Source organism: Stutzerimonas chloritidismutans, assembly GCF_051486945.1.
Taxonomy (GTDB): Bacteria; Pseudomonadota; Gammaproteobacteria; order Pseudomonadales; family Pseudomonadaceae; genus Stutzerimonas; species Stutzerimonas chloritidismutans_B.
Window position 1 is genome coordinate 473,393 of record NZ_JAHVDX010000003.1, and the last position, 15,306, is coordinate 488,698.

General features: G+C 64.8%; 11 protein-coding genes. 6 read left to right on the plus strand and 5 right to left on the minus strand.

Features of this window, described 5'->3' with window-relative positions; translation table 11 throughout:
* Nucleotides 1-42 precede the first annotated feature (42 nt).
* The 3 genes from KXR72_RS14170 to gshA all read left to right on the plus strand — a co-directional run bounded on the left by KXR72_RS14170 (nt 43) and on the right by gshA (nt 4,425).
* Complete coding sequence (locus tag KXR72_RS14170) at nt 43-2,349, plus strand: Tex family protein (RefSeq protein WP_437421731.1); 2,307 nt, start codon at nt 43-45, stop codon at nt 2,347-2,349.
* 2 nt (nt 2,350-2,351) lie between these two features.
* Nucleotides 2,352-2,738, plus strand: a complete 387-nt coding sequence (locus KXR72_RS14175) for a PaaI family thioesterase (RefSeq protein WP_437421732.1) — start codon at nt 2,352-2,354, stop codon at nt 2,736-2,738.
* Between the two features lie 106 nt (nt 2,739-2,844).
* Nucleotides 2,845-4,425 carry a glutamate--cysteine ligase gene (gene gshA / locus KXR72_RS14180; protein ID WP_437421733.1) on the plus strand — a complete coding sequence of 527 codons (1,581 nt, stop codon included), beginning with the start codon at nt 2,845-2,847 and terminating at the stop codon, nt 4,423-4,425.
* Between the two features lie 113 nt (nt 4,426-4,538).
* On the opposite strand, the gene argA is transcribed toward gshA, so the two are convergent.
* From argA to KXR72_RS14200, 4 genes are all read right to left on the minus strand, one after another.
* Entirely contained in the window at nt 4,539-5,840 is a 1,302-nt protein-coding gene (gene argA, locus KXR72_RS14185) for an amino-acid N-acetyltransferase (RefSeq protein ID WP_437421734.1), read from the minus strand.
* A 76-nt stretch (nt 5,841-5,916) separates the two neighbouring features.
* Entirely contained in the window at nt 5,917-7,074 is a 1,158-nt protein-coding gene (gene argE / locus KXR72_RS14190) for an acetylornithine deacetylase (protein ID WP_437421735.1), read from the minus strand.
* 119 nt (nt 7,075-7,193) lie between these two features.
* Nucleotides 7,194-8,459 carry an inorganic phosphate transporter gene (locus KXR72_RS14195; RefSeq protein WP_437421736.1) on the minus strand — a complete coding sequence of 422 codons (1,266 nt, stop codon included), beginning with the start codon at nt 8,457-8,459 and terminating at the stop codon, nt 7,194-7,196.
* A gap of 39 nt (nt 8,460-8,498) precedes the next feature.
* A complete protein-coding gene (locus tag KXR72_RS14200; protein WP_437421737.1) occupies nt 8,499-9,176 on the minus strand; it encodes a TIGR00153 family protein in 678 nt (225 codons plus the stop codon).
* Nucleotides 9,177-9,280: 104 nt separating this feature from the next.
* On the opposite strand from KXR72_RS14200, the gene KXR72_RS14205 reads away from it, so the two are divergent.
* Entirely contained in the window at nt 9,281-10,645 is a 1,365-nt protein-coding gene (locus KXR72_RS14205; RefSeq protein WP_437421738.1) for a CYTH domain-containing protein, read from the plus strand.
* Between the two features lie 139 nt (nt 10,646-10,784).
* The gene (locus tag KXR72_RS14210) at nt 10,785-12,569 is read left to right on the plus strand and encodes a GspE/PulE family protein (protein WP_437421739.1); all 1,785 of its coding nucleotides are present in this window, start codon (nt 10,785-10,787) and stop codon (nt 12,567-12,569) included.
* A gap of 155 nt (nt 12,570-12,724) precedes the next feature.
* On the opposite strand, the gene KXR72_RS14215 is transcribed toward KXR72_RS14210, so the two are convergent.
* Entirely contained in the window at nt 12,725-13,432 is a 708-nt protein-coding gene (locus KXR72_RS14215) for a murein L,D-transpeptidase catalytic domain family protein (RefSeq protein ID WP_437421740.1), read from the minus strand.
* Nucleotides 13,433-13,663: 231 nt separating this feature from the next.
* Here KXR72_RS14215 and KXR72_RS14220 point away from each other — a divergent pair, with 231 nt between their 5' ends.
* Entirely contained in the window at nt 13,664-15,283 is a 1,620-nt protein-coding gene (locus KXR72_RS14220) for a L,D-transpeptidase family protein (RefSeq protein ID WP_437421741.1), read from the plus strand.
* Nucleotides 15,284-15,306: the final 23 nt, after the last annotated feature.

Genomic DNA, 15,306 nt, shown 5'->3' on the forward strand with positions numbered 1-15,306 from the left:
TTTTCTGGCCGGCCGGCCGTCATTCCGCCCGCAGGACATCACATGGATAGCATCAATTCCCGCCTTGCCGCCGAACTCGGTGTGCGCCCGCAACAAGTCGCCGCCACTGTGGCGCTGCTCGACGAGGGCTCGACCGTGCCCTTCATCGCGCGCTACCGAAAGGAAGTCACCGGAAGCCTCGATGACACCCAGCTGCGCAACCTTGAAGAACGCCTGCGCTACCTGCGCGAGCTGGACGAGCGTCGGGCCTCGATCCTTGCCAGCATCGAAGAACAGGGCAAGCTGACCCCCGAGCTCAAGCGCGAAATTGACCTCGCGGACACCAAGACTCGCCTCGAAGACCTTTATCTGCCTTATAAGCAGAAGCGCCGTACCAAGGGCCAGATCGCCCTGGAGGCCGGCCTCGGCGAGCTGGCCGATGCGTTGTTCGGTAACCCGGACCTGACGCCAGAGCAGGAAGCCGAGCGCTTCATCGACGCCGAAAAGGGCTTCGCCGATGTGAAAGCCGTGCTCGAAGGCGCCAAGTACATCCTCATGGAGCGCTTCGCCGAGGACGCCGACCTGCTCGCCGGGCTGCGGGATTTCCTCAAGCACAACGCAACGCTCAGTGCTCGCGTGGTACCGGGCAAGGAAACCGAGGGTGCCAAGTTCAGCGACTATTTCGAGCATGACGAAGTGCTGAAGAACGCCCCGTCGCACCGAGCGCTGGCGATCTTCCGCGGGCGCAACGAAGGTGTGCTCAGCGTCAGCCTGAAGGTTGGCGACGAAGCGCCCGGCACCATGCACCCCGGCGAAGCGATGATCGGCGAGCGTTTCGGCATCGCTAATCGCGGTCGGGCCGCCGACAAGTGGCTGGCCGAGGTGGTGCGCTGGACTTGGAAGGTCAAGCTTTATACCCACCTGGAAACCGACCTGCTCGGCGAGCTGCGCGACCGCGCCGAGGACGAGGCGATCGGCGTGTTCGCCCGCAACATGCACGACCTGCTGTTGGCCGCGCCGGCCGGTCCGCGCGCCACCCTGGGCCTCGACCCGGGCCTGCGTACCGGCTGCAAGGTGGCGGTGGTCGACGCCACTGGCAAGCTGCTGGATACCGCCACCGTCTATCCGCACGCCCCACGCAACGATTGGGACGGCACCCTGGCCGTTCTCGCCAAGCTGTGCGCCAAGCACGGCGTCGACCTGATCGCCATCGGCAACGGCACCGCCAGCCGTGAAACCGACAAGCTGGCCGCCGACCTGATCAAGAAAGTGCCGGGCCTCAAGCTGACCAAGGTGATGGTGTCCGAGGCCGGCGCTTCGGTGTATTCAGCGTCCGAGCTCGCGGCCAAGGAATTCCCGGATCTGGATGTCTCGATCCGCGGCGCGGTGTCGATCGCCCGTCGCCTGCAGGACCCGCTCGCCGAGCTGGTGAAGATCGAGCCCAAGGCCATCGGCGTCGGTCAATATCAGCACGACGTTTCCCAGCTCAAACTGGCGCGCTCACTCGATGCCGTGGTGGAAGACTGCGTGAACGCCGTCGGTGTCGACGTCAACACCGCCTCCGTGGCGCTCCTGGCGCGCATTTCCGGCCTGAACACTACGCTGGCGCAGAACATCGTTGCCTATCGCGACGCCAATGGTGCCTTCAAAGCGCGCAGCGAACTGAAGAAGGTCCCTCGCCTGGGCGACAAGACCTTCGAGCAAGCCGCCGGCTTCCTTCGCGTAATGAACGGCGACAACCCGCTCGACGCCTCGGCGGTGCACCCCGAGACCTATCCGCTGGTCAAGCGCATCGCCCAGGACACCGGCCGCGATATCCGCTCGCTGATCGGCGACTCCGCTTTTCTCAAGCGCCTAGACCCCAAGCAGTTCACCGATGAGACCTTCGGCCTGCCGACCGTCACCGACATCCTCAAGGAGCTCGACAAGCCCGGCCGCGACCCACGCCCAGAGTTCAAGACCGCCGAATTTCAGGAGGGCGTGGAGAAGCTCAGCGACCTCAAACCCGGCATGGTGCTCGAGGGCGTGGTGACCAACGTGACCAACTTCGGCGCTTTCGTCGACGTCGGCGTGCATCAGGACGGCTTGGTACATATCAGCGCCCTGTCGGAGAAGTTCGTCAAAGACCCGTACGAAGTGGTCAAAGCCGGTGACATCGTCCGGGTCAAGGTCATGGAGGTGGACATACCGCGCAACCGCGTCGGGCTGTCGATGCGCATGAGCGACACCCCCGGCGAGAAGACCGAAGCGGTGCGCGGCGGCAGCGGGCGTGGCGGCCAATCGCGGCAGGCCAAACCGGAGCCGAAGCCGGCCCCGGCCAATAACGCCATGGCAGCGCTATTCGCCAATGCGAAGAACCTGAGGAAATAACGGTGCGCGAAGTCGAAGCAGTGGGAAGCAGCAGCGCCTTCGGGCGTCTGCTGGGCCTGGAGATTCTCGAAGTGGCCAACGGCGAGGCGATACTCCGCCTGGTCATGCACGACGGCCTGCGCAATCTGCACGGCAAGCTGCATGGCGGCGCGCTGTTTTCACTGATCGACACTGCCATGGGCCAGGCCAGCCACAGCCTGGGTGATGGCTCGCCAAACAGCGTGACCCTCGAATGCAAGGTCAACTACATCCGCCCGGTCACCGAAGGCGAGTTGCGTTGTCGCGCCTGGGTGGTGCATGGCGGCCGCCGCACCCAGGTCCTGGAAGCCGAGGTTCATCAGGGCGAAAAGCTTGTGGCCAAGGCGCAAGCCACTTTCGCCTGCCTGTAGCCGCACGACAGGCAAGCTGCCCCGCGGCGCCGTCCTGGTGCGCGAGGCTTGAAGCTTGCGGGCCGCCGCCCCATATTGTGCCGACCGTTGCGTGAAGGAATTCCAATTGAGCGATCTTCTCTCCCACCGCCTGGCGTTGCTGGCCGAGCACTCCAACCTGTCGCTGCTCTCGCAATGCCTGCATGGGATCGAGCGTGAATGCCTGCGCATCGGGCCTGACGGCCAGCTCGCCCTGACCCCGCACCCACGCGCGCTGGGCTCGGCACTGACTCACCCGAAGATCACCACCGACTACTCCGAAGCGCTGCTGGAATTTATCACCGGCACCGCGACCGACCCGGCCGAGACCCTCGACGAGCTCGGCGCCATCCACCGCTATACCTATGCCAAGCTCGGCGACGAGCTGCTATGGAGCCCTTCGATGCCCGGCCCGCTGCCGGACGAGGCGCAGATTCCGATTGCCGAGTACGGCAGCTCCAACATCGGTCGCCTCAAGTACGTCTACCGGCAGGGCCTGGCACTGCGTTACGGCAAGACCATGCAGTGCATCGCCGGCATTCATTACAACTTTTCGTTGCCCGAGGCCCTGTGGGCCTTGCTACGCGCAGACGACGGCGACACGCGTTCGGCGCAGGATTACCAGTCGTGGCGCTATATCGCGCTGATCCGCAACTTCCGCCGCTACAGCTGGCTGCTGATGTACCTGTTCGGGGCCTCGCCGGCGCTGGATGCCAGTTTCATGCGCGGCCGCCCGCACCAGCTCGAGCGGCTCGATGACGACACGCTCTACCTGCCCTACGCAACCAGCCTGCGCATGAGCGACCTCGGTTACCAGAGTAATGCCCAGGCCGGGCTCACGCCTTGTTACGACGACCTGCCCAGCTACACCAGCAGCCTGCACCGCGCCGTCTCGACGCCCTACCCGGACTATGCCGCTTGGGGCACCCGCGACGCCGACGGCAACTGGCAACAGCTCAACACCAACGTGCTGCAGATCGAAAACGAGTACTACTCGAATATCCGCCCCAAGCGCGTCACCGGCACGGGCGAGCGGCCGTTGCATGCACTGCGTGCCCGCGGCATCCAGTACATCGAAGTGCGCTGCCTGGACATCAACCCCTTCCTGCCGCTGGGCATCGATGTCACCGAAGCCCGCTTCCTCGATGCCTTCCTGCTTTACTGCGCCCTGCAGGACAGCCCCTGCCTGGTGGACGGTGAATGCAGCGCCAGCAGCGACAATTTCCTGAACGTGGTCAAGCAGGGCCGCAAGCCCGGCTTGCAGCTACGCCGCTGCGGCGAGACCGTCGGCCTGCAGGCCTGGGCCGACGAGTTGCTGGACGACATCGGCCAGATCGCCGCGCTGCTCGACCGCAGTCAGGGCAGCAATGCTCACGCCCAGGCCCTGGACGAACAGCGCGCGAAAGTCGCAGACAGCCGCCTGACGCCATCGGCCCAAGTGCTCGACGCGTTGCACCAGAGCGGTGAAAGCTTCAGCCAGTTCGCGTTGCGCCAGACCCGCCTGCATGCCGAACACCTGCGCAGCCAACCGCTGCCCGCTGCGCAGCTGGCCGCCTTCGAACAGGCGTCCCGCGAATCGCTCGATCAGCAGGCCGAGATGGAAGCGGCCGACACGCTGGATTTCGATGCGTTCGTCGAAGAGTATCAGCGGAGTTTGACGCAGCTGTAACGGCGACAGTTAGCCTGACGCCCAGAGCAGTCAGGCAGCTTTTCAAATCAACGGTTGCCGGTGCAACCGCCTCCCGTTGAGCGCTAGCCCCAGCGCGGCGCGGTCTGTCGGTGCTACAGCTTCTTCTCAAAAATCTGCGAGTTGCGTTGGTAGTTGTAGAGCGACGCACGAGCGGCGGGGAGACGTTCGACGCCGCTGGGTTCGAAGCCGCGCTCGCGGAACCAGTGGGCCGTACGGGTGGTGAGTACGAAGAGCGTCTTGAGTCCCAATTGGCGGGCACGTGCCTCGATGCGCTCGAGCAGCTCGTCACCCCGGCCGCCGTGGCGGTATTCGGGGTTGACTGCCAAGCAGGCCAGCTCCCCGGAATCGGAATCGGCGATTGGATAGAGCGCCGCGCAGGCGATGATCAGGCCGTCACGCTCGACGATGCTGAATTGCTCCACCTCCCGCTCGAGCACCTCCCGCGATCGGCGCACCAGGATGCCCTGCTCTTCCAGTGGGGTGATCAGGTCGATCAGCCCGCCCACGTCTTCGATGGTCGCCTCGCGCAGCCGCTCGAACTGCTCCTGGGTCACCAGCGTGCCGTCGCCACCGTCGCGGGTGAACAGTTCGCTGAGCAGGGAGCCGTCTTCGGCAAAGCTGATCACATGGCTGCGCCGCACGCCGCCTTTGCAGGCCTGCGCCGCGGCATCGAGCAATTCGGCCTGGTAGGTGCCGACCAGGCGCTGGAGGTAGGCCGGGATCTGGGGCGGCGTCAGCTCGCGCACCAGCCGACCGGTCTCGTCACGCAGGCCGCGCTCGGACCCATAGAGCACTAGCTTGTCCGCCTGCAGGTCGATGGCGGCCCGAGTCGCGATGTCCTCGCAGGCAATATTGAAGATCTCACCGGTCGGCGAATACCCTAGCGGCGAAAGCAGCACGATGGTGCGCTCGTCCAGCAAGCGGCCGATGCCTTTGCGATCCACCCGACGAACTTCGCCCGTATGGTGATAATCGACGCCATCGAGCACGCCGATGGGGCGCGCGGTGATGAAATTGCCGCTGGCCACGCGCAGGCGCGCACCCTGCATGGGCGAGGCGGCCATGTCCATGGACAGCCGCGCTTCGAGGGCGATGCGCATCTGCCCGACGGCATCGATCACACATTCGAGCGTCGCCGAGTCGGTGACGCGCAAATCGCGGTGGAAGCGCGGTTGAATGCCGCGTGCGGCCAGCCGTGCCTCGATCTGCGGGCGCGAGCCAAACGCCAACACGAGGCGCACCCCGAGACTGTGCAGCAGCACCAGGTCGTGGACGATATTGGCGAAATTGGAGTGTTCCAGTCCGTCGCCCGGCAACATGACCACAAAGGTACGGTCGCGGTGGGCATTGATATAGGGGGAGGAGTCGCGAAGCCAGGTGACGTAGTCGTGCATTGCAGAGCCTTGGAGTGGGTGACCGGGACGGGCGTTGGGCGGTGCAGGAGCAGGTCAACCAGGCGGCCGCCTGCTCCTATCCTCGGCTCGCCGGGTGCAGGCAGTAGTGTTCGATCATTCCGCGCAGCAGGTTCACGGTAGGTTCGATCCGATCCAGGTCCAAGTGTTCGTCAGGCTGGTGGGCACAAGCGATATCGCCCGGGCCGAGCACCAGCGTCTCGCAGCCAAGCTGCTGAAGATAAGGTGCTTCGGTGGCAAAGGCCACTGCCTCGGCGGCATGCCCGGTCAGGCGTTCGGCGAGCAGAACCAGCTCCGCTGTGGCCGGCTGGTCGAACGGCGGGACGCAGGGAAACAGCGGTGCCAGATCGATCTGAACGTGATGCTTCTCGGCAACGGGGCGCAGGCGCCCAGCGATCGCCTCGCGCAGCTGGTCCGGGTCCATCCCGGGCAGCGGGCGCAGGTCATACTCCAGGGAGCATTGACCACAGATACGGTTAGGGTTGTCGCCGCCGTGGATGCAGCCCAGATTGAGCGTCGGTGTCGGGACGTCGAACAACGGATTATCGTACCGGCCCTGCCATTCGCGGCGCAGGCCGATCAGCTCGCCGATCACGTCGTGCATCGCCTCCAGCGCGCTGTGGCCATAGGCGGGATTGGAGGAATGCCCGCTCTGCCCGTGGATCTCGATGCCTTCCATCATGATGCCCTTGTGCAGGCGCACCGGCCGTAGCCCGGTCGGCTCGCCAATCACCGCGGCGCGCCCGAGCGGCCGCCCGGCATCGGCCAACGCACGGGCACCTGACATGGAGCTCTCCTCATCGCAGGTGGCCAGGATCAGCAACGGCTGGCGGAACGGCTGGTCAAGCAGCGGCAGCACCGCCTCGATGATCAGCGCGAAGAAGCCCTTCATGTCGCAACTGCCCAGGCCGTACCAGCGGCCGTCGGCCTCACGAAGGCGCAACGGCTCGGCAGTCCATAGCTCGGCATCGTAGGGCACGGTGTCGCTGTGCCCGGCCAACACCAGGCCACCGGGCCCGCTGCCGTAACTGGCGAGCAGGTTGAACTTGCCCGGGGTGATTTCCTGGATTTCACAGGTAAAACCAAGGTCACCCAGCCAGCTTGCCAATAGGTCGATGACGGGGCGGTTGGTCTGGTCCCAATGGGCCTGCGTGCAGCTCACTGACGGTGCGGCGATCAGCGCGGCGAACTGGTCTTTGAGCGAAGGGATGGGCACCGGCAACCTCCTGGCATCGGGAAATTGGAGGCGCCCAGTGAAACATGAAATGCGCCGCCGCAGCGCCCCGGATGGGAAAAACTGCGGCGGCTATCGACCAGGAGCCAGGCGGCTGGTCGTCAAACGAAGATCGTCTTGAGAATGGTGAAGAAAACGATGGCAAGAAACGCACCGGCTGGCAGGGTGATCAGCCAGGACATGAAGATCGAGCCAACCACGCCGAGATTGAGCGCGCCGATGCCACGCGCGATGCCGATCCCGAGGACCGCGCCAACCAGCGTGTGGGTCGTCGAGACGGGCAGCCCGATCGCCGACGCGCCTACCACCGTGGTCGCGGTCGCCAGCTCGGCAGCGAAGCCGCGGCTGGGCGTCAGCTCGGTGATTTCCTTGCCGATGGTGGCGATCACCTTGTAGCCATAGGTCGCCAAGCCGATCACGATGCCCACCGCACCGAGCAACAGCACCCAGCCCGGGACCGCCGACTTGGCCGCGATCTCCGCCGCGCCACCCGATTCGATCACGCCGACCACGGCGGCCAGTGGCCCCACCGCGTTGGCTACATCGTTGGCGCCGTGGGCGAAGGCCATGGAGCAGGCGGTGAAGATCATGAGGACTGCGAAAACCTTTTCCACGCTGGCGAAGTGGAACGTCCTGTCAGCCTCTTCATCGACCTTGATGCGGGACAGCAAGGCGACGCCAACCAGCGCCACCAGTACGCCAATGGCGAAGGCGAGAAGGATCCCCTGGCTGCTGCTGAGCGTCAGGCCGACATGCTTGAGGCCCTTCGTAACGGTCATCAACGCGACCATGAAGCCAGTCAGGAACATGTACAGCGGCACGAAACGCTTGGCGTTGAGGAACGGCTCGTCGGTATTGATGATGAGTTTCTGGACGCTCATGAACAGGCCGAACGCGACGATGCCCGAGAGCATCGGCGTGACCACCCAACTGGCGACGATCGGGCCGATCGCTTCCCAATGCACGGCGTCGAGCGACACACCCACCGCCGCGAAACCGATGACCGCGCCGATGATCGAGTGAGTGGTCGAGACTGGCCAGCCCTTCATGGTCGCGATCAGCAGCCAGGTTCCCGCCGCCAGCAGGGCCGACATCATGCCCAGCACCATCAGATCAGGCGAAATGACCTCCGCATCGACGATGCCGTTCTTGATGGTCTCGGTGACTTCACCGCCGGCGAGGTACGCGCCACAGAATTCGAAAATCATGGCCACGATGATGGCCTGCTTGATCGTCAGCGCCCGCGAGCCGACCGAGGTGCCCATGGCGTTGGCAACGTCATTTGCGCCCACGCCCCAAGCCATGAAGAAACCGAACGCGCAGGCGAGTATCAGGAGTACGAGGCCGTAATCCGAGATGAAAGACATAGAAAATTACCTGTTGAACCCAGAAAGGACGCTGGCGCCTCAGCGCGCCAGCAATTGTTCCAGACGGTTGCCGACGCGCTCGGCGCGGTCGGCCACGTCACCGATCCATTCGATGATCTTGTAGAGGAACATCACGTCTACGGGAGGCAATTCCTTTTCCAGCCTGAACAGCGCGCGACGCACCGTAATCTGCATGCGATCGGTTTCGCGCTCGATTTCCTCGAGCTCCTCGACCATCTTCTCCACGAGTGTGGCCTCACGCCCGGCGAAGCCGGTCTCGAGTAGCGAATCGAGTTCCTTGAGTGCCTTGAGCGCCTGGCAGCTGGCGTCGACGCTACGCTGTACGAAGGCCATCATCTCCGGCTGCAGCGCCGGCGGGATCGTCATGCAGCGGCCCAGCATCAGGCCGGCAATGTCCTTGGCACGGTTGGCAATTTTGTCCTGTACACTCAGCAGCTCCAGCAGGTCCGAGCGCGGTACCGGCAGGAACAGGCTCTTGGGGAGATGCTGGCGAACGCTCTTCTTGAGCTTGTCGGCCTCGTTTTCCAGTCGGGCCATCTCTTTCTGGATCTGCTCGACCCGTTCCCAGTCTTCTGCCGTGATCGCCTGGAACAGCGGCACCAGGTTGGCGGCGCATTCGTGCGACTTGGCCATATGCTGTTGCATCGGACCGATGGGCGACCGCCCGAACAGGCTGACGAAAGGATTGATTGGCATAGGGAACACCCCGGCTTCAGAAGGCGGCAAGTATACGGATGACCTCAAAGGGCCGCTACCAAGTGACGTAGGTCACACTCAAACATAGGCATCATCTGGGCACCATGCAGAAAGAAACCGAAATCAAACTGCGCGCCAGTCGCGAAACCCTGGCGGCCCTGCGCGAGCATCCGCTGCTCAAGAAGCGCAACAAGAGCGGCTGGCAGCGTCACGAACTCTTCAACCAGTACTTCGACACCCCCACGCGCGACCTGGCTGGGGCGAAGGTCGCGTTGCGCCTGAGGCGCGACGGCGAGCAGTTCATCCAGACGCTCAAGAGCCGGGGCCAGAGTGTGGCCGGGCTGTCCGAACGCAACGAGTGGGACTGGTACCTGGACAAAGCCAAGCTGGACCTCAAAAAGTTGGCCGATGATTGCTGGCCGGCGAGCCTGGCCGACCTGGACAAGAAAACGCTCAAGCCCATCTTCACCACCGATTTCGTCCGGGAAAAGGCCGAGATCGCCTGGGGGCGCGGAAAGTCTAAGGTGGTCATAGAAGCGGCCCTCGACCTCGGCCAAGTCATCGCGGGCAAACAGAGCGAGGAAATCTGCGAACTAGAGCTGGAGCTGCGCCAGGGCGAACCCGAAGCGTTGCTGGAGCTGGCCGCCGAGCTGGCCATCGACTTACCGCTGATGCCCTGCGACATCAGCAAGGCCGAACGCGGCTACCGCCTGCACGATCCGGACAGCTACTCGTTGAGCCTGCCGACGCCACAGGTCGAACCCGGTACCACCCTGGACGACGCCTTCGCCGCACTCGCTTGGTACTTGCTCGGCAACAGCCAGCGGCTCGCCGAGCAATATCGCTACAACGGTCACTGGAAGCTGCTCGGCGAATGGCTGCAGCACTTGGTCGAGCTGCGCGCCCTACTCGGCAGCCTCGGGCAGGCCGCCCCGCGTGCCAGCAGCCGCGAACTGCGCGAGCAACTCGACGCGTTGATTCAGGACTGGCGCCCGCGCATCGAGGCCGGACAAGACGACGAGCAGGTCCGCCAGGCCGCACCTGAAGCCTTCGCTACCGAGCTCGAGCAACCACGCTGGGGCCGCTTCTCACTGCACACATCGCTGTGGCTCCTGCAACGCGGATGGACCACCCACCGCAACAGCCGTGGCGAGCGCCAGGGCACCGCCGAACTGGGCAACTGGCTGCCGCGCCTGTTGGCAGACGAAGCTCAGGCGCTTCAACTCCCGCGCTATGAGCGGCAGCCCGAGGACCTGGCCGAGCAGCGCCCACGCATGGAACGCATGCTGGTCTGGCTGCATCTGGCCCGAGCCACGTTGGACTTGCCGGAAACCGATCGGATGTATGGCGAGCTGGCCAAGCTCTACGCCTTGGCGTGCCAGCCTCTGACCGACGAATGCCTGGGTACACGCACCGAGCAGGCCCATACTGTGTGGGCGCTCAAGCCATGGAAGCTGCTGACAAAGTAGGCTTGCCACACTGAAGCTGCATCGGTCATGCCCCTCGCTGGCCGATCGTGCTCACAGGAATGGCTGCGCTCGGGCCTGCCGCGGCGTTCGTCCAGTTTGTCCGCCTCCAGCGCTTTTGTCGGTTTTCCAGGGAGTCCCCATGTCCGCCTTCGCTCCGTCCGTTACTGACCGCCTGCTCGACTTGAACGATCTGCTGCGCGATCTGGTCGCCCAGGGGCGGTTGTATCAGGAGACGGCCGAGCAGTGCATGACCCTGCGCCGCAGCGCCACGCAAAACCAGCAGCACCCGCTGGAGTTCATCGCCGCGCAGCAGATCGAGGATCTGTCCAGGCCAGGCAAGACGCTCGACCTTGAAACCCTCACCGTCTGGCTGGCCGAGCAGGCCGGCCAACCCTATCTGCGCATCGATCCGCTGAAGATCAACGTCGCCGCCATTACCCCGCTGATGTCCTACGCCTTTGCGCAGCGACACAAGATTCTCGCGGTCGCGGTGGACAGCAGCGCGGTGACTATCGCCAGCAGCCAGCCGTACGTGCACAGCTGGGAAGCCAACCTCACCCACGTGCTCAAGCGGCCGATCAAACGGGTCGTGGCCAACCCGGCCGACCTACAGCGCTTTACCGTCGAGTTTTACCGGCTGGCCAAATCGGTCAGCGGCGCCACCGCCAGTGACCAGAAAATCAGCGGTACCGGCAATTTCGAGCAATTGCTCAACCTCGGCGCCAGCGACCAGGAGCCGGACGCCAACGACGCCCATGTGGTGAACATCGTCGACTGGCTGTTCCAGTACGCCTTCGACCAGCGCGCCAGCGACATCCATATCGAGCCCCGGCGCGAGCAGGGCACGGTGCGCTTTCGCATCGACGGCGTACTGCACAACGTCTACCAGTTCCCGCCGCAGGTGGCGATGGCCGTGGTCAGCCGCCTGAAATCATTAGGAAGGATGAACGTCGCCGAAAAGCGCAAGCCGCAGGACGGACGCGTCAAAACCAAGACCCCGGACGGCGGCGAGGTCGAGTTGCGCCTGTCGACCCTGCCGACAGCCTTCGGCGAAAAGATGGTGATGCGGATCTTCGACCCGGACGTGCTGCTCAAGGGCTTCGATCAGCTGGGCTTTTCCGCGGAGGATTTACGCCGCTGGCAGAGCATGACGGGCCAGCCCAACGGCATCATCCTGGTTACCGGGCCGACCGGCTCGGGCAAGACCACCACGCTGTACACCACACTCAAGCAACTGGCGACGCCCGAGGTGAACGTCTGCACCATCGAGGACCCGATCGAAATGATCGAGGGCGCCTTTAACCAGATGCAGGTGCAGCACAACATTGACCTGACCTTCGCCAGCGGTGTGCGCGCCCTGATGCGCCAGGACCCGGACATCATCATGGTCGGCGAGATCCGCGATCTCGAAACCGCCGAGATGGCCATCCAGGCGGCGCTGACCGGGCACCTGGTGCTCTCGACCCTGCACACCAACGACGCGCCGTCGGCCATCACCCGCCTGCTCGAACTGGGCGTGCCGCACTACCTGTTGCGGGCCACGCTGCTTGGCGTGATGGCCCAGCGCCTGGTGCGTAAGCTGTGCCCGCATTGCAAGGCGCCCGTCCAACTCGACGCCGACGACTGGCAGGCCCTGACCAAACCCTGGAACGCGCCGCTGCCGAGCAACGCACACCGGGCGGTCGGCTGCATCGAATGCCGCGATACCGGCTATCGTGGCCGCGCGGGTGTTTACGAGATCATGCTGCTTAACGATGCGATCAAGCCGCTGATCACCGCCGACACCGACCTCATCACCTTGCGCCGCCAGGCCTTCAAGGATGGCATGCACAGCCTGCGGCTATCCGGCGCGCAAAAGATCGCGGCTGGGCTGACGACAGTCGAGGAAGTCCTGCGGGTCACACCGCAGAGCGAGCAGAAGTAGCGGGAGGCCGTTCAGCGCGAACAGGCCCGGCGATAAATGTCGTGGCGGGCGAGTTGGTTTGCACCCAGCCGGACCAAGACTCCGACCATTGTCTCGGCGTGTAGACGACTCGCCCTTGTTCAGCGAGCAATCTCCGGCGCCTTGACCGACCGCGATCAACCTTCCCTTGCCGCCAGGATGCCCGCCACCCGCGCCGGCTTGCAGTTCAGGTAGGCCGAGGACTGCAGCCATTGCCGGTCCGGATACCAGGAAAACATGAACTGGCCACCCTTCAGGCTATCGACCACCATGCGCGCCACTTCCGGGCGGACGGCCGGGCAACCCTGGCTGCGGCCGATGCGGCCCTGGGTCGCGATCCAGGCGGGATTCACATAAGCGGCCGGATGGATGACGATGGCACGCTCGCGTGCACGGTCATTCACACCGGGCTCGAGACCATCCATGCGCAACGAATAACCATGCTTGCCACTGTAGCTCTCGGCGGTGCGAAACAGGCCGAGGCTGGATTGATGACTGCCGACGACGTTGGAGAAGCGCGTTGCCAGGTTCTCGCCGGATTTCATGCCGTGCGCGACGAAGTCCTTGAGCAACAATCGCGTGCCCTGCAGGTCGAAGATCCAGAGTCGGCGCTGGGATGACGGCAGCGAGAAATCGATCACCGCCAGGCGCTGTGCCGGCGTGGCACCGTTGTTCACCGCGCACTGCATGGCGGCCACGGCATGTGTGAGGACCTGCCGATCGAGGCTCGGCGCCACGCGCGCCAAACGGTCGACCACAGGCTGATAGGAAGGCGGAGCCGCGAGCAGCGGCGCCGACAACAGCATGCCTGCGACCAGGCAGAGGCGTCGGAGCGTGACCATCATGTTCGTCGAGGACCTCATCGGCGGACACGGCCGGCATCGCTTCCGGCCCCACCAACATCCGCTGCCAGACGGGATACGGCAGCGATACAAAGCCAGTTCGGCGCCGCCATGAACGGACGCACGATCTGACAAAACCTGTTTTATTGGCCTGTACGGGCCTGGTATCCCCAGACGCCGCAAGGCTTTGCGCAGCGGAGTCTAGCAGCCGTCGGGACAGCCGGGAGTGAAGCGTTGTACAAAAAACATGCATTTCGTCTGTTCGCAGCTCTGCTGGTCATTCCGATTGCGGCTGCCGCCGCGCCCGGCAGCGAAGCCTCCGAATCGCTTCGCTCGGCGCTGGAGAGCCCGGCTACCCGCTGCCCATCGTTGAATACGACAATAGACCCAGCCGCCCGGCAGCGGCTGGTCGCGCTGTATGAGCCCGCCGACTTTGCCCCCCTGTGGACGCGCTACGAGCGGCTCGACCCGCTTTTCGAACAACTCCAGGCGCTCGCAGATGACGGCCTGGAGCCCTCCGTCTACGGCCCCGACCGCATCCGCAGGGCCATGCAGACTGCCACTGCCGATCCGCTGCATCGCGAATGCGCGGACATCCAGGCCAGCCACGCCTACCTGCTGGCACTCGACCACCTGGCCCATGGCCGGCTCCCGCAGGACCGTTTCGAACCGGTTTGGCGCAGCCCCAACGCAGCGGCGCAACAGCAGGAGCAGGACCGCATGCAGGCGATTGCCCGGGCGGGGCTGGACGACATCGCCGGCGCCTTCGACGCCGCACGTCCGGCCCTGGAGCAGTACCACAATCTGCGCACCGCCTTCGCTCGACTGCGCCAGGCGCCGCAATCCACCTGGCTACCGCTGCCGCCAGGCAAGACGTTGCGCCCAGGCATGCAAGACCCACGGCTGCCCCTGTTGCGCCAGCGGCTGTCGGCGGAGGGCCTGCTGCCCGAGGCGGCCGGCACTGATGCGTCGCCCACCTACGGCGACCTCGATATAGCCGCGATGAAGGCCTTTCAGGCCCGACACGCGCTGCAGGACGATGGCATCGTCGGCACCGACACCCTGGCCGCGCTCAACGCGAGCCAGGCCGACCGCTTGGGGCAGTTGCGCGTTAACCTCGAGCGCATGCGCTGGATGGCCCGTGATATCGAGCCCCGCTCGTTGCTGGTCGACATCGCCGGTGGCCGTGTCATCTATTTCCGTGAGGGCGAACCGCGCTGGGAGGCGCGCACGCAGGTTGGCCGTGAAACCCGACAGACCCCATCGATCAAGTCCAACGTCACGCGCCTGACGCTCAACCCGACTTGGACCATCCCGCCAACCATCCAGCGTGAGGACAAGCTGCCGAAAATCCGTGCCGACATCGCCTACCTGGCCGAGCAGGGCTTGCAGGTAATCGACTACGACGGAAAGGTGCTCGACCCGCGGCAGATCGACTGGGCCAACCCCGGCGACATCATGCTGCGGCAGGCAGCCGGTCCGGACAACCCACTCGGCCGGGTGGTCATCCGCTTCGCCAACCCCTATTCCATCTATTTGCACGACACGCCCAGCCAGGGCCTGTTCAGCCGCAGCCAGCGGGCTTTCAGCTCCGGCTGCGTACGGGTCGAATCGATCATGCAGCTGGTCGACCTGCTGCTCACCGAGGCCGAACGCGAGCGAGTCAGCGCCTTGCTCGAGCGCGGCGATACGTACGAGTTCCGCCTGGCACGACCCACGCCCGTGCTGCTCGGCTACTGGACCGCCGAGGCTGACCGAGCCGGCACCGCGCGCTACCGCCCTGACATCTATCACCGCGACCCTGCCCTGCTGGCAGCCCTGCGCAAAGCGGATCAGGACGCCGTGCTCGATTAACGCAGCCCACACTGACCGAGCGC